This is a genomic window from Lelliottia sp. EB106-05-01-XG201 (genome assembly GCF_058791735.1).
The window spans coordinates 2,954,299-2,975,151 of the sequence record NZ_JBYTDV010000001.1 but is presented as its reverse complement, the minus strand read 5'-3'; the positions used below and the strand labels follow the sequence as shown (position 1 = coordinate 2,975,151).

At 58.3% G+C, this 20,853-nt stretch carries 20 protein-coding genes; 9 read left to right on the top strand and 11 right to left on the bottom strand.

The features are described from left to right. Positions 1-154: 154 nt before the first annotated feature. From AC3WS9_RS14030 to AC3WS9_RS14015, 4 genes are all read left to right on the top strand, one after another. Positions 155-331, top strand: coding sequence for a con-10 family general stress protein (locus tag AC3WS9_RS14030; RefSeq protein WP_100780659.1), 177 nt, complete (start codon positions 155-157; stop codon positions 329-331). 139 nt (positions 332-470) lie between these two features. Then, positions 471-1,376 (top strand): DMT family transporter, encoded by a 906-nt coding sequence (locus AC3WS9_RS14025; RefSeq protein WP_285158668.1) that lies wholly within the window; start codon positions 471-473, stop codon positions 1,374-1,376. Between the two features lie 77 nt (positions 1,377-1,453). Then, positions 1,454-1,723 carry a type II toxin-antitoxin system TacA family antitoxin gene (locus tag AC3WS9_RS14020; RefSeq protein ID WP_285145387.1) on the top strand — a complete coding sequence of 90 codons (270 nt, stop codon included), beginning with the start codon at positions 1,454-1,456 and terminating at the stop codon, positions 1,721-1,723. Positions 1,724-1,726: 3 nt separating this feature from the next. Next, entirely contained in the window at positions 1,727-2,251 is a 525-nt protein-coding gene (locus AC3WS9_RS14015) for a GNAT family N-acetyltransferase (protein WP_492488928.1), read from the top strand. A 120-nt stretch (positions 2,252-2,371) separates the two neighbouring features. On the opposite strand, the gene rutG is transcribed toward AC3WS9_RS14015, so the two are convergent. From rutG to rutA, 7 genes are read right to left on the bottom strand one after another with little or no spacing between them, the layout of a single operon-like run. Continuing rightward, positions 2,372-3,700: a pyrimidine utilization transport protein G gene (rutG, locus tag AC3WS9_RS14010; protein ID WP_492488926.1), complete on the bottom strand. Its 1,329-nt coding sequence runs from the start codon at positions 3,698-3,700 to the stop codon at positions 2,372-2,374. Between the two features lie 21 nt (positions 3,701-3,721). Further along, positions 3,722-4,207 carry an NADH-dependent FMN reductase RutF gene (rutF, locus tag AC3WS9_RS14005; protein WP_492488924.1) on the bottom strand — a complete coding sequence of 162 codons (486 nt, stop codon included), beginning with the start codon at positions 4,205-4,207 and terminating at the stop codon, positions 3,722-3,724. A gap of 9 nt (positions 4,208-4,216) precedes the next feature. Then, positions 4,217-4,807 (bottom strand): malonic semialdehyde reductase, encoded by a 591-nt coding sequence (locus AC3WS9_RS14000; RefSeq protein ID WP_492488922.1) that lies wholly within the window; start codon positions 4,805-4,807, stop codon positions 4,217-4,219. Then, positions 4,808-5,608: a pyrimidine utilization protein D gene (rutD, locus tag AC3WS9_RS13995; protein WP_492488920.1), complete on the bottom strand. Its 801-nt coding sequence runs from the start codon at positions 5,606-5,608 to the stop codon at positions 4,808-4,810. A 7-nt stretch (positions 5,609-5,615) separates the two neighbouring features. Continuing rightward, positions 5,616-6,002 carry a pyrimidine utilization protein C gene (rutC, locus tag AC3WS9_RS13990; RefSeq protein ID WP_285158670.1) on the bottom strand — a complete coding sequence of 129 codons (387 nt, stop codon included), beginning with the start codon at positions 6,000-6,002 and terminating at the stop codon, positions 5,616-5,618. An 11-nt stretch (positions 6,003-6,013) separates the two neighbouring features. Continuing rightward, positions 6,014-6,706 (bottom strand): pyrimidine utilization protein B, encoded by a 693-nt coding sequence (rutB, locus tag AC3WS9_RS13985; RefSeq protein WP_492488918.1) that lies wholly within the window; start codon positions 6,704-6,706, stop codon positions 6,014-6,016. Further along, a complete protein-coding gene (gene rutA / locus AC3WS9_RS13980; protein WP_282492517.1) occupies positions 6,706-7,797 on the bottom strand; it encodes a pyrimidine utilization protein A in 1,092 nt (363 codons plus the stop codon). The genes rutB and rutA overlap by 1 nt, the downstream gene beginning before the upstream one ends. Before the next feature lie 289 nt (positions 7,798-8,086). Between rutA and rutR the strand changes: the two genes are divergently transcribed. After that, positions 8,087-8,725, top strand: coding sequence for an HTH-type transcriptional regulator RutR (gene rutR, locus AC3WS9_RS13975; RefSeq protein WP_285145379.1), 639 nt, complete (start codon positions 8,087-8,089; stop codon positions 8,723-8,725). Here rutR and AC3WS9_RS13970 read toward each other — a convergent pair. Then, complete coding sequence (locus tag AC3WS9_RS13970; RefSeq protein ID WP_492488915.1) at positions 8,722-9,117, bottom strand: lysozyme inhibitor LprI family protein; 396 nt, start codon at positions 9,115-9,117, stop codon at positions 8,722-8,724. The two genes, rutR and AC3WS9_RS13970, sit on opposite strands and share 4 nt — an antisense overlap. Positions 9,118-9,188: 71 nt before the next feature. Next, a complete protein-coding gene (gene putA / locus AC3WS9_RS13965) occupies positions 9,189-13,151 on the bottom strand; it encodes a trifunctional transcriptional regulator/proline dehydrogenase/L-glutamate gamma-semialdehyde dehydrogenase (RefSeq protein WP_492488913.1) in 3,963 nt (1,320 codons plus the stop codon). A 424-nt stretch (positions 13,152-13,575) separates the two neighbouring features. Here putA and putP point away from each other — a divergent pair, with 424 nt between their 5' ends. Beyond that, on the top strand, positions 13,576-15,084 hold the full coding sequence (gene putP / locus AC3WS9_RS13960) for a sodium/proline symporter PutP (protein WP_095281532.1): 1,509 nt from the start codon (positions 13,576-13,578) through the stop codon (positions 15,082-15,084). Positions 15,085-15,194: 110 nt separating this feature from the next. On the opposite strand, the gene AC3WS9_RS13955 is transcribed toward putP, so the two are convergent. Beyond that, a complete protein-coding gene (locus tag AC3WS9_RS13955; RefSeq protein WP_492488910.1) occupies positions 15,195-15,614 on the bottom strand; it encodes a DUF3574 domain-containing protein in 420 nt (139 codons plus the stop codon). A 105-nt stretch (positions 15,615-15,719) separates the two neighbouring features. Next, positions 15,720-16,904: a NupC/NupG family nucleoside CNT transporter gene (locus AC3WS9_RS13950; protein ID WP_492488908.1), complete on the bottom strand. Its 1,185-nt coding sequence runs from the start codon at positions 16,902-16,904 to the stop codon at positions 15,720-15,722. Between the two features lie 251 nt (positions 16,905-17,155). Between AC3WS9_RS13950 and efeU the strand changes: the two genes are divergently transcribed. The 3 genes from efeU to efeB are packed head-to-tail and all read left to right on the top strand — an operon-like array spanning position 17,156 to position 20,450. After that, complete coding sequence (gene efeU, locus AC3WS9_RS13945) at positions 17,156-17,989, top strand: iron uptake transporter permease EfeU (protein ID WP_282492522.1); 834 nt, start codon at positions 17,156-17,158, stop codon at positions 17,987-17,989. A 44-nt stretch (positions 17,990-18,033) separates the two neighbouring features. Further along, positions 18,034-19,161: an iron uptake system protein EfeO gene (efeO, locus tag AC3WS9_RS13940; protein ID WP_282492523.1), complete on the top strand. Its 1,128-nt coding sequence runs from the start codon at positions 18,034-18,036 to the stop codon at positions 19,159-19,161. Between the two features lie 5 nt (positions 19,162-19,166). Further along, positions 19,167-20,450, top strand: a complete 1,284-nt coding sequence (efeB, locus tag AC3WS9_RS13935) for an iron uptake transporter deferrochelatase/peroxidase subunit (protein ID WP_492488905.1) — start codon at positions 19,167-19,169, stop codon at positions 20,448-20,450. Positions 20,451-20,853: the final 403 nt, after the last annotated feature.

Sequence of the window (20,853 nt, the reverse complement as noted above, 5' to 3'; positions counted from 1 at the left end):
GAATATTACCGTTTACTGGCTGGATCGGCTCATTCCACTAAGCTTAGTTTCACGCGGCGCAGACAAAGGCTCTGGCCTTGTGCCGTCAGGTGAAAGAATCCTCTTTTACTGAATGCAGTATGATGTCTAATGTTTCACACTCTGGAGGTTAGAGATGGCAAACCATCGTGGTGGGTCAGGTAATTTCGCTGAAGACCGTGACAGAGCATCAGAAGCAGGTCGTAAAGGTGGCCAGCAGAGCGGGGGTAACTTCAAGAATGACCCGCAGCGTGCATCTGAAGCTGGCAAAAAAGGGGGCAAAAATAGTCATGGGAGCAGTAATAAGAGTTAGCGTCTCCCCATTTCAGTGTCACCCAACCTGAAATATCCCCCTGCCGCCGGGTCTCCCGGCGGTTTTTTTATTTATGCAACATTGAACTGTAACCAAAGGCATCGCACACTAGCGGATTACTTCTTGTCGCTGGTATCTCATGTCCTCCTCTCGCTACGCTTTTTCCATCAAACCCCAGGAAGCGATCCTGATTCTGATCACCATGTTCTGGGGCGGTACCTTCCTCGCGGTGCAGTATGCCGTGACGCTCAGCGATCCGTTTTTCTTCGTCGGGCTGCGGTTTGCTACGGCGGCTGTGGCGGTGGCGCTGATCTCACTGAAAACTCTGCGCGGATTGACCCTGAAGGAGCTACAGGCGGGCGTGGCGATTGGCGTCTCTATCGCGATGGGCTATAGCCTGCAAACCTGGGGATTACAGACCATTCCCAGCAGTAAATCGGCGTTTATCACCGCGATGTACGTTCCGCTGGTCCCCCTGCTGCAGTGGCTGTGTCTCGGCAGAATGCCGGGGCTGATGTCCTGCGTGGGCATCGTGCTGGCCTTTATCGGGCTGATTTTTCTCGCAGGACCCGGCGACAACCTGCTGGCGATGGGACCGGGTGAGATTATTACGCTGATTGGTGCGGTGGCGATTGCGGCAGAAATTATCCTGATTAGCGCCTGGGCCGGGAAAGTCGACGTCAAACGCGTCACCGTCGTCCAGCTGGCGACAGCCTCGATTGTGGCGTTTATCGCCATGGTTCCCGCCGGAGAATCTGTCCCGCCAATGTCCACGGGGCTGGTGGTCGTCGCGCTCGGCCTGGGGATTTTCAGCGCCATCATTCAGGTGACGATGAACTGGGCGCAGCGCAGCGTCTCCCCGACGCGGGCTACGGTCATCTACACCGGCGAACCCGTCTGGGCCGGGATTTTCGGTCGTCTGGCGGGTGAACGGTTGCCGCTGCTGGCCCTGTTGGGTGCGGCATTTATTGTGGTCGGGGTGCTGGTGAGTGAGTTGAAGTTAAAAAAGAAACGTCGTGAAGCGGCCGATCTGACGCTCGAATAGCGTCGTATTGCAATCAAAGCGCGGCAATTCTACAATGCATTTGTGTACGGATACTCACCGTACAAAATGGAGTAAAAATGTCAGCACTAAAAAAACAGCGAATCGATCTCCGATTATCGGATGAAGATAAAAGCCTGATCGAAGAAGCCGCGGCGATGACCAATCAGACCATCACGCAGTTTATGGTCAACAGCGCGTCAGCGCGCGCAGCGGAAGTGATCGAGCAGCACCGTCGCCTGATCCTTAACGAAGCGTCGTGGAATCAGGTGATGGATGCTATCAGCAATCCGCCATCACCAGACAACAGGCTAAAACGCGCCGCCAAACGGCTCGAAGACATGGAGTAAGTCGTGGCCAAACTGATCATAGAGATGTTTTCAGAAGAAGCAGTTTATGATTTTACGGATTTTGACTGCGGCGAAACCTCTCTGAATGTCTTTCTTACTGAGCATCTGGCTCGTCAGCACAGCGGACGCATCCTGCGGGCTTACGTCCTTAAAAGCCAGGAGGCGAAGCCTAAAGTGTGGGGATATTACACGCTCGCGGGCAGTTGTTTCGAACGTGAAGCGCTTCCCTCAAAAACGCAGCAACGCCACATTCCTTATGCCAATGTACCCAGCGTGACGCTGGGTCGGCTGGCCGTTCATAAAACGCTGCAAGGGCAGGAGTGGGGGACAACCCTGGTCACGCATGCCATGAAGGTGGTGTATCTGGCTTCGCAAGCAGTGGGTGTGCACGGTATGTTTGTCGATGCGTTAAACGAAAGTGCGAAAGCTTTCTACCTAAAGCTGGGTTTTATCCCCCTGGTGCGTGAAAACGCCAACTCGCTTTTCTACCCAACCAAATCTATCGAACGGTTATTCGAAGAAGATTAATCACCCGACAACAAACGATGGTGTGGTCTGAAAAATGCCCGGTGGCGCTGCGCTTACCGGGCCTACAAATAAACGTAGGCCGGGTAAGCGCAGCGCCACCCGGCGCAACATCCGGCTCGGTCAGGAATCCTGGTGCACCACCTTAGCCTGAGAGACCTCCGCCGTCCGGCGACTCAATAGCGCATTCAGCAAAATCGCGCCAAAGGTGGCCGTCCCGATTCCACCCAGCGTAAAGCCGCCGAGCGTCAGCGCAAAATCCCCCGCGCCCAGCACCAGCGTCACGGCGACCATAATCAGGTTGCCGTTCTGGTTGAGATCCACATGGTTCTGCACCCAGATGCGCGCGCCCGCCACGGCAATAAGGCCAAACACCACAATCGATGCGCCGCCAATCACCGGGGCCGGAATAGTGTGGATCACCGCCCCGAATTTCGGCGAGAAGCCCAGCAGCAGGGCAATCACCGCCGCGGCGACAAACACCAGCGTGGAGTAAACCTTGGTCACCGCCATCACGCCGATATTCTCCGCGTAGGTGGTCACGCCACTGCCGCCAACCGAGCCCGAGAGCATGGTCGCCAGCCCGTCACCGACAAACGCGCGGCCCATGTACGGGTCCATATTGCGCCCGGTCATTCCGGCGACCGCTTTCAGATGGCCCAGGTTTTCCGCCACCAGAATCACAGCCACGGGCGCGATCAGCATCATCGCCTGACCGCTAAAGGTCGGGGAGGTGAAGTGCGGCAGACCAAACCACGCGGCGTGTTGCACCAGCGAAAAATCCACCGGTTTACCCAGGCCCAGCACGCTGGTCATCAGGGCATACACCAGGCACGCCGCAATCAGCCCGACCAGAATCAACAGCCGCTGAATCATCCCGCGGGTGAAAACCGCCACCAGACCGATACACAGCACCGTCACCGCCGCCATCCAGCTGTCAAATGACGAACCGGAGACGCTTTTGACCGCAATCGGTGCGAGGTTTAGACCAATCGCCATCACCACCGCACCCGTCACCACCGGTGGCATCAGGCGTTCGATCCAGCGGGTGCCGACCTTCATCACCACAACGCCAATCAAAGTGTAAACCAGCCCGCAGGCGATAATGCCGCCGAGCGCGACGCTCAGATTCGGGTTGATCCCCTGGCCGTTAAAGCCCGTGGCGGCGATCACCACGCCGACAAAGGCGGCGCTCGATCCCAGATAGCTCGGCACCCGTCCGCCGGTGATGACAAAGAACAGCAGCGTGCCGATCCCCGACATCAAAATCGACAGATTGGGATCCAGCCCCATCAGAATGGGCATCAGCACCGTCGCGCCAAACATCGCGACCGCGTGCTGAACGCCCATCACCACCGTGGGCACCAGGGGAAGCCTCTCATCCGGCGCGACCACGCCGCGCTCTGTAGAGGTCGATGTTAACTGCCAGTGGGGAAAACCGAACAAGGCCATGAGCTGTCTCCTTAAGGAGGGTTAACAGGCGGGTCGCAGGAGTGCGTGATAGCCGCGGTCGAACCACACCAGTCCCTGCGGCGCGGGGTGGCGGGTAATGGAAACAATGTCGCAAAACAGAATATCGTGGGTGCCGACGCTGACCACCTGGCTGATGCGGCAGTCAAACGACGCCAGCGCCTCTTCGAGCCGTGGGCAGCCGGTTGCGCCGGTCTGCCAGCGGGCCGCCGCGAAGCGTTCTGCCATCGGCGTTTTGCCGCCAAACAGGTTCGACAGCGGCTCTTGCCCGGCGCACAGCGTATTCACGCACAGGGTGCGGTTCTCGCTGAATGTCGGCCACACCGACGCCCCGCGATTCAGGCACACCAGCAGGGTGGGCGGTGAGTCGGTCACGCTGCACACGGCGCTGGCGGTAAATCCCGCCTGCCCGGCAGGACCGTCGGTGGTGATGATATTCACCGCCGCGCCGACGCAGGCCATTGCATCACGAAAAGTTTGTTGATCCATATTGGCTCCTTACGCCAGCCCGCAGGCATCTTCAAAGGTCAGACGCGGCAGACGGCCATAAACTTTGCTGGCATCGCCGTAGCCGATGTTGATCAGCAGATTGCTTTTAAGTGTGGTGCCGGTGAAAAAGGCCGCATCCACTTTCTGCGGATCAAAGCCCGACATCGGCCCGGTATCCAGCCCCAGCGCGCGGCAGGCAAAAATCAGATACGCCGCCTGCAGCGAGCTGTTGCGAAACGCCGTCTCCTGGGCGAGTTCCGGGCTGGTGGTAAACCAGCTGCGGGCATCGCCGTGGGGAAACAGTTCCGGCAAGCGCTCATAAAATTCGCTGTCCCAGGCGACAATTGCTGTGACCGGCGCGGCAAGGGTTTTCGCCAGATTGCCGCTGGAGAGCGCCGGGGCCAGTTTCTCTTTGCCCTCGGGCGTACGGACAAAGACGATCCGCGCGGGGGAACAGTTGGCGGAGGTTGGGCCCCATTTCATCAGGTCGTAGATCTCGCGCAGGGTCTCGTCGCTGACCGGAATATCCTGCCAGCCGTTGTGCGTTCGGGCGTCGGTAAACAGCGTTTTTAACGCGCCCGGATTGATGGCTTCGTTCATCTATAAAACCCTTTCCTGTGCATGCAGCAGGCTGGCGAGCCCGTTCAGCAGCAGCGTATTGAAGGTATCGGGATCGGTGACGTTGCAGGCGTGTCCGCCCTGGCGCATCACCACTTTTTCACTGTGGGGCAGCGCGGCGTGCAGCTCAGACGAACAGACGGCAGGCACCAGCAGATCGTCGGCGGAGCAGATCACCTGCACCGGGCAGCGAATGCGCGCCGCGTCCCGGCTGAAATCTGCCTTTTTTAACGCGTGAAGGCGTTTAAGCAGATTGGCTTTGCCCTGAAAATGGGCGAGGGCCAGTGCCTCTTCGGCCTCCATTCGCGGGGCGCGAGCCGCCATCCAGTCGGCGGGGTAGAGAAACAGCGGCTGCGCTTCCACCCAGGCCTGCGCACCGCCCGCGTGCAGCAAACGTTCGCGGATCTGAAAACAGCGGCGGGTGTGGGCGTTGAGCTTCAGCCAGCCGTTCACCGACACCAGCGCGGTGACCGCCTCGGGACGATCGAGCGCCAGCTGCAGCCCGACCAGCGCACCGAGCGCGTGCCCGACCACGCAAAAGCGTTGAATGCCGGCCTGTGACAGCGCCCGATACAGCTCGTCCGCCATCTGCGCCAGAGAATAACCCTCGGGCAATACCTCAGGATTATTCCCGGTCCCGCGCTGGTCGTAGCACACCACCTGATACTCTTGCTCCAGCACCGCCAGCTGCGGCAGCCAGTAGTTGCCACCGCCGCCCAGCCCGGCGATCAGCACCACCACCGGCGCGTCGGCAAACGGGGGCGGTGAAACGGATATTTTCATGGCAACCTCATTTTCCGATGTGGGCAACAGAAGCGATCTCGACCAGCGCCTCGGGCTTGACCAGCCCGCACTGAATGCAGAATCGCGCCGGTTTATCGCCGGGGAAAAACTCAGCGTAGATTTCGTTAATCGCGGCGTAGTTTTTCCAGTCGGTGATAAAAATGCTGTTGAAGGTCACGTCCTCCATCGTGCCACCCGCCGTTTCGATAACGCTCCTGATGGTCTCGAGCACGTGGCGGGTTTGCGCCTTTGGGTCGTCGGGCCAGACCACGTTATTCTCTTTATCGAACGGCAGCGTGCCGGAGACATACACCACGCCGTCGGCAAGCGTGCCGGGTACGAAGGGGGCAATCGGCGTGCTGGTGCCTGCAGGAATGATCACGGATTTCGGCATAGTGTGGCTCCTCAGGCGATACGGGCTAACGACGGCGGGGAGACGGCATCGCAGAACTCGGCGACGGTGCTGACCCAGCCAAAAAAGGTTTCGATATTGAACAGAGCGGCTTTCTGAGCAAACTCCGGCCCGGCCTGATGCGTGGCGTCTGCCAGTACCACGCCGAAATACTCGAGGAAAAAGCCGTCGCGCAGGGTGGATTCCACGCAGACGTTGGTCGCAATGCCGGTAAAGACCAGGTGGCGAATGCCGCGACTGCGCAGCAAGCTGTCGAGCGGGGTGTTGAAAAAGCCGCTGTAGCGCGGTTTCGGCAGCACGATATCGCCGGGCTGGGGTACCAGTTCATCGACCAGCTGGTAATCCCAGCCTCCTTTTGCCAGCAGTTTTCCCTGTAGTTCTGGCTGTTTGCGCATGGTTTTCAGGGCGTTGGATTTATGGAAGTTAGGCGAGCCGGGGCCACCGGCTTCGACGTACTCATCGTCCCAGCCGTTCTGGAACCAGATGATGAGCATCCCCGCGGCGCGCGCGGCAGCAACGGCGGTGTTGATATTGTCGATCACCGGACGGGTGGCGGAGACGTCAAACCCGGCCAGATCCAGATAGCCGCCAGGGCTCGCGTAGGCGTTCTGCATATCCACCACAATCAACGCGCTCTGCTCAGGCGTGAAGGTAATAGCTTCCGGGCGTGCATCTAATGAAATCATTACGCCACCTCCTGAGTCAGCGCGGGGATGTGCGCGCGGCACTGCATCAGCGGCTGGATGCGCTCGCCAAAGGTCTCAACGCCCATCAGGAAATCATCAAAGGTCAGCAACACGCCTTCGGCGCCCGGCACGCTGGCGACTTCGTCGAGCATCCGCGCCACATTTGCGTAAGAGCCCACCAGGGTGCCCATATTGATATTGACCGCCGAGGTCGGGTCCGCCATCTGGCGCACGTTGGTGTCTGACCCGGAGCGGGTATCTTTCTGGCTCTGCTCGGTGAGCCAGCTCAAGGCTTCCTCGTCGGCTCCCGCCTTGTAGTGTTCCCATTTGGCGCGGGCGGCCTCGTCGGTTTCGTCGGCGATTACCATAAACAGCACGTAGGATCCGACATCGCGCCCGGTCACTTCCGCCGCCTCTTTCATGCGTGCGGCGGTGGGGGCGAAGGCCGCAGGCGTGTTGACGCCTTTCCCGAAGCAGAAGTTGAAATCCGCGTGCTGGGCGGAAAACGCCATGCCCGCGTCGCTCTGTCCGGCGCAGATCACTTTCATCGGCGTGGAGGGCTGCGGGCTGACGCGGCAGTCGTTCATGGTGAAGTAGTCGCCTTTGAAATCGCTCTTGCCGGTGCCCCACAGATCGCGCAGGACTTGCACGTATTCGGTCAGATAGTCGTACCGGCGCGAGAAATACTCATCGCCCGGCCACAGGCCCATCTGCTCGTACTCAGGTTTTTGCCAGCCGGTCACCAGATTCACGCCGAAGCGCCCGCCGGAGATGGAGTCAATGGTCGACGCCATCCGCGCGACAATCGCCGGAGGCAGGGTAAGCGTGGCGGCAGTGGCGTAGATCTGAATGCGCGACGTCACCGCCGCCAGACCCGCCATCAGAGTGAAGGACTCCAGATTGTGATCCCAGAATTCGGTTTTGCCGCCGAAGCCGCGCAGTTTGATCATCGAGAGCGCAAAGTCGAAATGGTAATGCTCCGCCTTTTGCACAATGGCTTTGTTCAGCTCAAAGGTCGGCATGTACTGCGGCGCGTGGGAGGAGATTAACCAGCCGTTGTTGCCGATAGGGACGAATACGCCAATTTTCATCACGAACCTCTCTTCATCTCAGTGTGGGGTGAAAGTCAGACGTGGCGCTGCATCCTGCATTTCCTGTTCAGCCTCGTGATGAAGGTTTTGCAAAGGGAATGCCAGTTTTGAAAAGTGTTGTGTTATTAATGTGTTAACTGGTGGTTGTTAAAAAGATACCGAGTAAAGTGGACTAACTGGTCAAAAGCAGTGCACACAAAACAGGCACTTATGCGCGATCGAGGTGCAGAATGTCGTGAGACGCGAGGGGTTTTGCTATGCTAAACGCACATTTTCAAGGAGAGCAGGCATGACACAAGGCGCAGTGCAGACACCAGGTAAACGTTCGCGGGCGGTGAGCGCCAAGAAGCAGGCGATTCTGAAAGCCGCGCTGGAGACCTTTTCGCAGTTCGGCATTCACGGCACGCGCCTCGAGCAGGTCGCGGAGTTGTCCGGGGTGTCGAAAACCAATCTGCTCTATTACTACCCGTCGAAAGAGGCGCTTTACGTCGCCGTGCTGCAACAAATTCTCGATATCTGGCTGGCACCGCTGAAGGCGTTTCGTGAAGAGCTCGCGCCGCTGGTGGCGATCAAAGAGTACATCCGCCTCAAGCTGGAGGTCTCCCGCGACTATCCTCAGGCGTCGAAACTGTTCTGCATGGAGATGCTGCAGGGCGCGCCGCTGTTGCAGGCGGAGCTGACGGGGGATTTAAAGCAGCTGATCGACGATAAGTCGGCGATTATTGCGGGCTGGGTGGCGAGCGGAAAACTGGCGCCAATCGATCCGCAGCACCTGATCTTTATGATTTGGGCCTCGACCCAGCACTATGCGGACTTTGCGAGCCAGGTCGAAGCCGTGACCGGAAAAACGCTCCAGGACGAGGCGTTTTTCCAGAGTGCGGTCGATAACGTGCAGCGCCTGATTATTGAAGGGATCCGCCTGCGTTAATTGCCAGGCGGCAGCGGGCAGCTTAAATCGCCTTCCTCGCACTGCATCAGTGAGGCCAGAAACGCTTCGCGCTCGGCGGTTTTCTCGGTCATGCACTGGTTGATAATCATCGGCTGTACGCTTCCGCCTTCGCTGCCGGAACCGGCAAAGGCGCAGTCGGCGTCACGCAGGGCAATCCACGCCTGCTGTGCTTTTTTCAGCAATTCACGCTGGGGTGCGGCGGCCCGTTTCATCGCGGCCTGGTAAGTCTGATTCAGTTTTTTATCTGCCGCCTGATACTGCTGCGCGGTGCAGGTATTCAGATCGGTCTGGGTTGTGGCACTGGCGCATTCATCCGCCAGCGCGCTGGCGCTGAGCAGCAACGCGGCTCCGGCAATCAATACTCGTTTCATTTTACCCTCCGTATAAAAAAGCCGGATACGCTACGCTTATCCGGCCTACGGTTTTCATTTTAGCTGTACAATTACCCGATTGTCATCAGGCTGGCGTTACCGCCTGCGGCAGCGGTGTTGACGCTGAGCGAGTGCTCCACGTACAGACGCTCCAGCAGCAGGTTGGTTTCGCCGCGGGCAAAGCCCTGCACCGAGACAATCGCGCCGTCGCGCGCCGCGACCTGCTCGCACAGTTCGCGCAGCTGATCGGAATCCCCATGGTAGATCACCGCATCGAAAGCCTGGGTGGTGATCACGTCTGGTTTCGCGAAGGTGATCCGCGCGGAGACCTCTTTCGGCAGCTGTTTGGCGAGATCTCGATGCAGACCATCTTCCGGCCACAGCACTTCGCAGCCTGTTGCCATGGCGGCGGCCAGCTGAACCAGCACATCCTGTTCGTTATCGGCGATGCACAGCACGCGCTCGCGCGGCATCAGCGTCCAGGTGTTGCGCTCTCCGGTCGGACCTGGCAGCAGACGCTGAGTCCCGGCCTGCGCCTGTTCGCCATACTGCTGACAAATGGCGCGCAGTTCCGGGCGTTTTTCCGCCCATTTCACGAGGGCTTCCAGCGGTTGGGTGAGCAGCGTTTTCAGCTGGGCATCCACCGGACGTTCCGCATCCTGACGCGCCAGGGTCACGCCGAGCGCATTCTCAGGGCGGTTCGCCAGCAGACGGTACAGATAGAGCGGACCACCGGCTTTCGGACCCGTGCCGGACAAGCCTTCGCCGCCGAACGGCTGCACGCCGACCACTGCGCCGACCATATTGCGGTTGACGTACAGGTTGCCGACTTTCGCGCTGCCCGTGACCTGGGCGATGGTTTCATCGATGCGGGTATGCACGCCCAGCGTCAGGCCGTAGCCGGAGGCGTTAATCTGATCGACCAGCGCCTCCAGGTTGTTACGGCTGTAGCGCACCACGTGCAGCACCGGGCCGAAGACCTCTTTTTTCAGCTCGTCGAAGCTGGAGAGCTCAATCAGCGTTGGCGCAATAAAGGTGCCGGTGTTCCATTCGCGGGCGTCTTCGCTGTTCTCGCGAACCGCCTGGAAGACCGGACGGCCTTTGGCACGCATCGCCTGAATGTGTTGTTCGATGTTGGCTTTGGCTTCGGCGTCAATCACCGGGCCGATATCCGTGGTCAGGCGGCCTGGGTTGCCCATCCGGCATTCTGCCATCGCACCGCGCAGCATTTTCAGCGTGTGGTCGGCGATATCATCCTGCAGACACAGCACGCGCAGGGCGGAGCAGCGCTGTCCGGCGCTGTCGAAGGCCGAGGCCAGCACATCCACTACCACCTGTTCGGTCAGCGCGGACGAGTCGACGATCATCGCGTTCATCCCGCCGGTTTCGGCGATCAGCGGCGTCGGACGCCCCTGCGGATCAAGACGCGTCGCAATGTTGCGTTGCAGCAGCGTCGCCACTTCGGTGGAGCCAGTAAACATCACGCCGCGCACGCGGGTGTCGGAGGTCAGCTGAGCGCCGACGGTTTCCCCACGTCCTGGCAGAAGCTGCACCACGCCTGCCGGGACACCGGCTTCGAGCAGAATGTTAATACCCTGGGCGGCAATCAGCGGCGTCTGTTCAGCCGGTTTCGCCAGCACGCTGTTACCTGCGGCAAGGGCGGCCGCGATTTGACCGGTGAAGATCGCCAGCGGGAAGTTCCACGGGCTGATACAGACCACCGGGCCGAGCGGGCGGTGGGTTTCGTTATCAAAATCGTTACGCACCTGACCAGCGTAGTAATGCAGGAAGTCGACCGCCTCGCGCACTTCGGCGATGGCGTTGCTGAAGGTTTTCCCGGCTTCGCGCACCAGAATGCCAATCAACTGCTGCATCTGGCCTTCCATCAGGATGGCGGCGCGCTCAAGGATTGCGGCACGTTCCTGCGGCGGCGTCGCGAACCAGATCGGCGCGTTGTTCACCGCATTTTCCAGCGCCAGTTCCACCTCTTTGGCGGTGGCTTCGCGGGCAAAGCCGACGATATCTTTTGGCTCCGCCGGGTTGATCACCGGCTGCATATCCCCTGCGTCAACGGGCTGCTCAAGGATCGGTTTCGCCTGCCATTTTTGCAGGGCGCTATTCAGCAGTGCAGAAGAGAGGGACGCCAGACGGTGTTCGTTCGCCAGATCCAGACCTGCAGAGTTGGCGCGATCGCTGCCATACAGCTCGCGCGGCAAGGCGATTTTCGGATGCGGCAGACCGAGCTGGCCTTCCTGCGCGGCCATTTTTTCCACGGCCTGCACCGGATCGGCAACCAGCTCGTCGAGCGGCAGGGTGGTGTCAGCAATACGGTTGACGAAGGAGGTGTTGGCGCCGTTTTCCAGCAGACGACGCACCAGATAGGCGAGCAGCGTTTCATGGGTACCGACCGGGGCATAGATACGGCACGGTCGGTTCAGTTTGCCATCGGCCACTTTCCCGGTGACCTGCTCGTACAGCGGTTCACCCATGCCGTGCAGGCACTGGAATTCGTACTGACCCGGATAGTAGTTCTGTCCGGCCAGGCTGTAGATCGCCGCCAGCGTGTGGGCGTTGTGGGTGGCGAACTGCGGGTAGATCAGGTTCGGCACGCCGAGCAGTTTTTTCGCGCAGGCGAGGTAAGAGACGTCGGTGTAGACCTTGCGGGTGTAGACCGGATAGCCTTCCAGGCCGTCCATCTGCGCGCGTTTGATTTCGCTGTCCCAGTACGCGCCTTTGACCAGACGGATCATCAGGCGGCGACGGCTGCGCGAGGCGAGGTCGATCAGGTAATCAATCACGAACGGGCAGCGCTTCTGGTAGGCCTGAATGACGAAGCCGATGCCGTTCCAGCCCGCCAGCTCCGGTTCGAAGCACAGTTTTTCCAGCAGATCGAGGGAGATCTCCAGGCGGTCGGCCTCTTCGGCGTCGATGTTAATCCCGATATCGTACTGGCGCGCCAGCAGGGTGAGGGATTTCAGACGCGGGTAGAGTTCGTCCATCACGCGGTCGTACTGGGCGCGGCTGTATCGCGGGTGCAGGGCGGAGAGCTTGATGGAAATCCCCGGACCTTCATAAATGCCGCGACCGTTCGAGGCTTTGCCAATCGCGTGGATCGCCTGCTGGTAAGAGACCATGTACGCCTGCGCGTCGGTGGCGGTCAGAGCCGCTTCGCCGAGCATGTCGTAGGAGTAGCGGAAACCTTTGTCTTCGAGCTTACGGGCGTTGGCCAGCGCTTCGGAGATGGTTTCCCCGGTGACGAACTGTTCGCCCATCAGGCGCATCGCCATGTCCACGCCTTTGCGGATCAGCGGTTCGCCGCTCTTACCGATGATACGGTTCAGAGAGCGGGAGAGGTTGGCTTCGTTGTGGGTGGAGACCAGTTTGCCGGTAAACAGCAGGCCCCAGGTGGCGGCGTTGACGAACAGCGACGGGCTGCGGCCAATGTGCGAGTGCCAGTTGCCGTTGCTGATTTTGTCGCGGATTAACGCATCGCGCGTGGCTTTGTCGGGAATACGCAGCAGCGCTTCCGCGAGGCACATCAGGGCTACACCTTCCAGCGAGGAGAGGGAGAACTCCTGAAGCAGGCCCTGCACCATTCCGGCGCGACCGCTGGCAGATTTCTGATTACGCAGTTTGTCGGCGAGCTGATACGCCAGGCTGTGCGCCTGAGAAGCAATCGGCTCCGGCAGACGGGCCTGCTCCAGCAGCATCGGCACGGCGTCGGTTTCGGCACGACGGTATGCGGCGGTGATCGCCGCGCGGCTGACGGATTGCGGCAGGATCTGCTCGGCAAAATCGAGGAACGGCTGGTGGTTCTCATCGGTGGCGGCCACGGCTTCTTCGCTTTCGTTGGCGGCACCGGCCAGCAGGGCAGGCAGCTCCGGTAAATCGTCTTCGTTTTCCAGACGTTCCAGATAATTAAAAATAGCCTGCTTAATTAACCAGTGCGGCGTGCGGTCAATGCGGGTTGCAGCGCTCTTAATCCGTTCGCGGGTCGCGTCATCCAGCTTAACCCCCATGGTGGTCATGCCCATGCCAAAACTCCTGTTGATCTGTAGTGATGTTCGGTCGTTAGCGTGAAATATCCACCATGTTGCAACTTTGTGCAACCGTGTTAAATGTGACCTGGTCTGCAAGCTGAAAAATGAATGGATTGTTAAGCATAAGTTAGCTGGAAAATAAGCCGGAATTCTGCGTGTGAGGCCAGTTTTTATGCGGCAGTTAACACTTTTAAAAGGTGCAACCCGTAAAAGCGTGAGCGAGTGCAACCTATATAAAAGACGTATGAAACCAGGGATGAATTTGATGTAAATGCAGTGTTAAATCATTTGTGCATGAGGAGCGCTTACGGCAGGATACGCGCGCCCAACCGAAATACACTCATCATCACCCCGTTCCGGTGATGGAATAATTAAGGCAACCGGGAAGGTTGTCGCTCGACATTTTTGGAGATTTTAAATGGCAATTAGCACACCGATGCTGGTGACATTTCTCGTTTATATTTTTGGCATGATCCTGATAGGGTTTTTGGCATGGCGATCAACCAACAGTTTTGACGACTATATTCTGGGCGGGCGCAGTTTAGGGCCGATGGTCACCGCGCTCTCTGCGGGGGCTTCCGACATGAGCGGCTGGCTGCTGATGGGCCTGCCGGGCGCGATTTTCATCTCCGGTATTTCAGAAAGCTGGATCGCGATTGGCCTGACGGTCGGCGCGTGGGTGAACTGGAAGCTGGTGGCGGGGCGTTTGCGCGTTCATACCGAAGTGAACAACAACGCCCTGACGCTGCCGGACTACTTCACCGGTCGCTTTGAGGATAAGAGCCGCGTGCTGCGCATCATCTCTGCGCTGGTGATCCTGGTGTTCTTCACCATCTACTGCGCGTCGGGCATCGTGGCCGGTGCGCGTCTGTTCGAAAGCACCTTCGGCATGAGCTACGAAACGGCGCTGTGGGCCGGTGCGGCCGCCACCATCATCTACACCTTCGTCGGCGGTTTCCTGGCTGTCAGCTGGACCGATACTGTGCAGGCGAGCCTGATGATCTTCGCCCTGATCCTGACGCCGGTGATTGTGATTTTCACCGTCGGCGGTTTTGGCGATTCGCTGGAAGTGATCAAGCAAAAGAGCATCGAAAACGTCGATATGCTGAAAGGCCTGAACTTCGTGGCGATTGTCTCGCTGATGGGCTGGGGTCTGGGCTACTTCGGTCAGCCGCACATTCTGGCGCGCTTCATGGCGGCGGATTCCCACCACACAATCGTTCACGCGCGTCGTATCAGCATGACGTGGATGATCCTCTGTCTGGCGGGCGCGGTGGCAGTGGGCTTCTTCGGGATTGCGTACTTCAACAATAACCCGGCGCAGGCGGGCGCGGTGAACCAGAACGCTGAGCGTGTGTTCATCGAGCTGGCGCAAATTCTGTTCAACCCGTGGATTGCCGGGATTTTACTGTCGGCGATTCTGGCGGCGGTGATGTCGACCCTGAGCTGTCAGCTGCTGGTCTGCTCCAGTGCGATTACCGAAGACCTGTACAAGGCCTTCCTGCGTAAAGGCGCGAGCCAGAAAGAGCTGGTGTGGGTCGGGCGCTTTATGGTGCTGGTGGTGGCGCTGGTCTCCATCGCCCTGGCGGCGAATCCGGAAAACCGCGTGCTGGGCCTGGTGAGCTACGCGTGGGCGGGCTTTGGTGCGGCCTTTGGTCCGGTCGTGTTGTTCTCCGTACTCTGGTCACGCATGACCCGTAACGGCGCGCTGGCGGGGATGATTATCGGGGCGGTGACGGTGATCGTCTGGAAACAGTTCGCGTGGCTGGGTCTGTACGAAATCATCCCAGGCTTTATCTTCGGCAGCATCGGGATTGTGGTGTTCAGTCTGCTGGGCAAAGCACCGTCGGCGTCGATGCAGGAACGTTTTGCCGAAGCGGATGCGCATTACCACACGGCACCGCCGTCGAAATTGCAGCCGGAATAAGTTTTCGGGTCTTAAGCCCGGTGGCGCTGCGCTTACCGGGCCTACAAAACCCGCAAATCCGTAAACTATGTAGGCCGGGTAAGCGTTAGCGCCACCCGGCTTTTTTTGTGTCAGAACTGCACGCACACCGGCTGATCAACCCGCATCACCGACTCCTGCGCAAAGCGTGATTTATAGATCCCGCGCAACGCTTCGATATTGCTCTCGCTTTGGGCGTCTTTCCCGTGGATCAGCATCAGTGCTTTGCTTGGCTCACGAGCCACTTTCCCGTCGTTACCCAGCCATTGCCCGCGCGCATCAAACACCGTTAAGCCATCGCGAAAACGCGGCGTCACGTCCTGATCGACAAACTGCTGCCACTCCTGACCGGTGATCGCGGCACCCGCCGGACGGTTCAGGCCGAAATAGAGGGTGGTTTGCTGCATCTGGTTATCCGCTTTGCAGGTGGCGTCAGCGGAGGTGTGCGAGGGGGCGTTGCAGCCGGCCAGCAGGAAAAGTGCTGCAACCATAAGCCCGGTTTTGATGGTCATTGTTTGTTATCCTCGTTGTTCGAAAAAAAGCCGGGTGGCGCTAACGCTTACCCGGCCTACGGTTTTGTAGGCCCGTGCAAGCGCAGCGCCGCCGGGCAAAAAAAATTACAGCACCAGCCCCGCAAAGCTCGCCGACAGCAGGCTCACCAGCGTTGCGCCATACACCAGGCGCAGACCAAAGCGTGACACCACGTTGCCTTGCTTCTCGTTCAGCCCTTTGATCGCTCCGGCCACAATGCCGATAGAGGCAAAGTTGGCGAACGACACCAGGAAGATGGAGAGAATGCCCAGCCCGCGCGGCGTCATCTGACCGGCAATTTTTTGCAGCTCAATCATCGCCACAAATTCATTCGCCACCAGTTTGGTTGCCATAATACTGCCCGCATTCAGGGCATCGCTGAGTGGAATGCCAACCAGCCAGGCCAGGGGATAAAACACATAGCCCAGGATCTGCTGGAAGCTCATGCCAAATACGCTGGAGAACAGGGTGTTGACCGCGCTAATAAGCGCAATAAAGCCAATCAGCATCGCCAGAATAATCATCGCCACTTTAAAACCGGCCAGAATATACTCGCCCAGCATCTCAAAGAAGCTCTGGGATTCGTGCAGTTTTTCCAGTTTGATTTCCGGCTCAGCTTCCGGGCGCGCCGGGTTGATGACCGACAGAATAATAAAGGTGCTGAACATATTCAGGATCAGCGCCGCGACCACAAATTTTGCATCCAGCATGGTCATATAGGCGCCGACAATCGACAGGGAGACGGTAGACATCGCCGTCGCCGCCATGGTGAACAGGCGACGAGAAGAGAGATCGCCGAGCACCCCTTTATAAGCAATGAAGTTTTCCGACTGACCGAGGATCAGCGAGCTGACGGCGTTAAAGGATTCCAGCTTACTCATACCGTTCAGTTTGGACAGCAGGGTGCCGATGATGCGAATAAAAATCGGCAGAATTCGCCAGTGCTGGAGAATACCGATCAGGGCAGAAATAAAAATAATCGGACAGAGTACGCCGAGGAAAATGAACGCCAGCCCTTTTTCACCCATCCCGCCAAAGACAAAATTGGTGCCTTCTGCGGCAAATTTCAGCAGGGATTCAAAGAAACCGGAGACATATTTAATCACGAATAAACCGCTTTCGGCGTGCAGGAAAAAGAACGCCAGCGCAATTTCAATCACAATAAGCTGTAAAACATAACGAATACGAATTTTTCGGCGGTCGAAACTCACCAGCCAGGCGAGCGCAAGAATAATCACCAGCGCCAGCAGGAAATGAACAAAGTTATACATTTTAAATTTTCAGCAGGTAAACGAAGCGCTTATTTAGCCATAGGGAGGGGGAAGCGTAAATGGGCATTTACGTTATAAGTTATATACATAACGATAACGATCGTAACTATTAACCGGCGATGGATTTACAACTCGTCATCAAAACCCAACACATTTCGCTTGTTTTTCTCTCTGCCGTAATGATAATCACTATCACAGTTATTTACCTTTCTTTGCATCAGTTGACCGCGATAAACATTTAAGGTGTCGGCATGTTTGTTCCATTTCTCATTATGTTACGTGAAGGTCTCGAAGCGGCCTTAATTGTCAGCTTGATCGCCAGCTATCTGAAGCGCACCCAGCGGGGCCGCTGGATTGGGATGATGTGGGTGGGCGTTTTCCTCGCCGCTGCACTCTGTCTGGGGCTCGGTATTTTAATCAACGAAACCACCGGTGAGTTCCCGCAAAAAGAGCAGGAGCTGTTCGAAGGGATCGTCGCGGTCATCGCGGTGGTGATCCTCACCTGGATGGTGTTCTGGATGCGCAAAGTGTCGCGCAACGTCAAAGTTCAGCTGGAGCAGGCGGTGGATAACGCGCTGCAAAAGGGCAATCACCACGGTTGGGCGCTGATTGGGATGGTCTTTTTCGCCGTCGCGCGTGAAGGTCTGGAGTCGGTCTTCTTCCTGCTGGCGGCATTCCAGCAGGACGTGGGGATCTGGCCGCCGCTCGGCGCGATGCTCGGCCTGGCGACCGCAGTGGTGCTGGGCTTTATGATCTACTGGGGCGGTATTCGCCTCAACCTCGGCGCGTTCTTCAAATGGACCAGCCTGTTTATTCTGCTGGTGGCCGCCGGGCTGGCCGCGGGGGCGATTCGCGCCTTCCACGAGGCGGGCCTGTGGAACCACTTCCAGGACGTGGCTTTCGATTTCAGTAACACGCTCTCCACCCATTCTCTGACCGGCACCCTGCTCGAAGGTATCTTCGGCTATCAGGAAACGCCGAGCGTCAGCGAAGTGGCGATGTATTTCATCTATCTCATTCCGGCGCTGGTGCTGTTCTTTATGCCATCACGCCCCAGTACTCAGCCGTCGCGTACTGCGCCCTGAAGTGCTTCGTGTTGTTTATACATACTTTTAGAAAGGGAAGGGTCATGGCAATTCAATTTCGACGTACTGCGTTACAGGCCGGTGTGGCAGCGCTGTTTGCTTATGCATTTTCTGCGGGCGCGGCGGATGTTCCTCAGGTAAAAGTCACCGTGAACGACAAACAGTGTGAGCCGATGACCATCACGGTCAACAGCGGTAAAACCCAGTTTATCATTCAGAACCATAGCCAGAAGGCGCTGGAGTGGGAGATCCTCAAAGGCGTGATGGTGGTGGAAGAGCGTGAAAACATCGCCCCTGGCTTTAGTCAGAAGATGACTGCTAACCTGCAGCCGGGCGAGTACGACATGACCTGCGGCCTGCTGACCAATCCGAAAGGCAAGCTGATCGTCAAAGGCGAAGCCACGGCGGATGCGGCAAAAGGCGAAGCGCTGCTGAGCCTGGGCGAGGCGATCACCGCCTATAAAGCTTACGTCACCAAAGAAACGGCCGATCTCGTGACCGGTACCAAAGCCTTCACCGACGCGGTGAAAGCGGGCGATATCGAGAAAGCGAAATCCCTCTACGCGCCGACGCGCCAGCACTACGAGCGTATCGAACCTATCGCCGAACTGTTCTCTGACCTCGACGGCAGCATCGACGCCCGTGAAGACGATTACGAGCAGAAAGCCGCCGATCCGAAATTCACCGGCTTCCACCGTCTGGAAAAAGCGCTGTTTGGCGACAACTCCACCAAAGGGATGGAGAAATACGCGGAACAGCTGAACACCGACGTGCTGGAGCTGCAAAAACGCATCAGCGAGCTGGCCTTCCCGCCGTCAAAAGTGGTGGGTGGCGCGGCGGGCCTGATTGAAGAAGTGGCCGCGAGCAAAATCAGCGGGGAAGAAGATCGCTACAGCCACACCGACCTGTGGGACTTCCAGGCCAACGTTGAAGGCGCGCAGAAGATCGTAGACCTGCTGCGTCCGCAGCTGCAGAAAGACAACAGCGAACTGCTGGCGAAAGTGGATGCCAACTTCAAGAAAGTGAACACCATTCTGGCGAAGTACCGTACCAAAGACGGGTACGAGACGTATGACAAGCTGACCGACGCCGACCGTAATGCGCTGAAAGGCCCTATCACTACCCTGGCGGAAGATCTGGCACAGCTGCGCGGCGTACTGGGTCTGGACTAAGCATTATGAGTAAACATCAGGAAGTCGACGTGGCGGAACCTTCCCGCCGTCGACTGTTAAAAGGGGTGGGGGCGCTTGGCGGCGCGCTCGCTCTGGCGGGCGGTTGCCCGGTGGCGCATGCGGCCAAACCGCAAAGCGCGCCGGGGACGCTCTCCCCGAATGCCCGCATGGAGACGCAGCCGTTCTACGGCGAGCATCAGGCCGGAATTCTGACGCCGCAGCAGGCGGCGATGATGGTGGTGGCGTTTGATTCTCTGGCGAGCGATAAAGCGGATCTGGAACGTCTGTTCCGCTTGCTGACGAAACGCATTGCGTTTCTGACGGCAGGCGGCCCGGCGCCGGAAACGCCAAACCCGCGTATGCCGCCGATGGATTCGGGCATTCTGGGGCCGTTTATCGCCCCGGATAACCTGACCGTCACGGTCTCCGTCGGCGAGTCGCTGTTTGACGCGCGCTACAATCTTGCGAAACATAAACCGAAAACGCTGCAAAAGATGACGCGTTTTCCGAATGATTCGCTCGACGCGGCGCTGTGTCATGGCGATCTGCTGATCCAGATCTGCGCGAATACCCAGGACACGGTGATCCACGCTCTGCGCGATATCATCAAGCACACGCCGGATCTGCTCAGCGTGCGCTGGAAGCGGGAAGGCTTTATCTCCGACCACGCGGCGCGCAGCCAGGGGAAAGAGACGCCGGTTAACCTGCTCGGATTCAAAGACGGGACGGCGAACCCGGACAGTCGCGATACGGCGCTGATGAAAAACGTGGTCTGGACCACGGCGGATCAGGGCGAACCGGCGTGGACCGTGGGCGGGACCTATCAGGCGGTACGCATCATCCAGTTCCACGTGGAATTCTGGGATCGCACGCCGCTGAAAGAGCAGCAAACCATCTTCGGGCGTGACAAGCAGAGCGGCGCGCCGCTGGGCATGAAGAACGAACACGATGTGCCGGATTACGCGCGTGACCCTGATGGCGACACCATCGCCCTCGACAGCCACATTCGTCTGGCGAACCCGCGTACGCCGGAAACCCAGTCCAGCCTGATGATGCGCCGCGGATACAGTTATTCGCTGGGCGTGACCAACTCCGGGCAGCTCGATATGGGCCTGCTGTTCGTTTGCTATCAGCACGATCTGGAGAAGGGCTTTTTAACCGTGCAGAAACGGTTGAACGGCGAAGCGCTCGAAGAGTATATAAAACCTATCGGCGGCGGCTATTTCTTTGCCCTGCCGGGCGTGCGCGACAGCAACGCGTACCTCGCACAAGGGCTGATCGAAGCCTGATAATCCTCCCCGCCAGCCGTGCGGGGAGATTATTTTTTCCTATGACCGCCGCTGTTATATTTCTGTCATATTTCTGTATGAGACTGAACTCAGCTGCAGGGCGAGTCTGAAAAAGTTGCGTTCAGGTAAAAAAGTTGTTGCAATTGTGATAAATCCTGATGTACTTAATATAAGACAGCGGTAGTTCCCGGCAGTGATAACGATTCACTATGGAGATCGCGAATGGTTGGGTCCTGTTCTGGACAAGGTAAACACAACAACCGCAGCACCCGGCGCGGAGGCTCTGACTCCGGCAGCGATTTCTTCACCACAAAATTCTCCTCCCCAAACACCCAACAAAACTCACCCGACGTGCAGAGCGGTGCGCATAGCCGTTCGGCATCGTCATTCCAAAAGGCAAGCA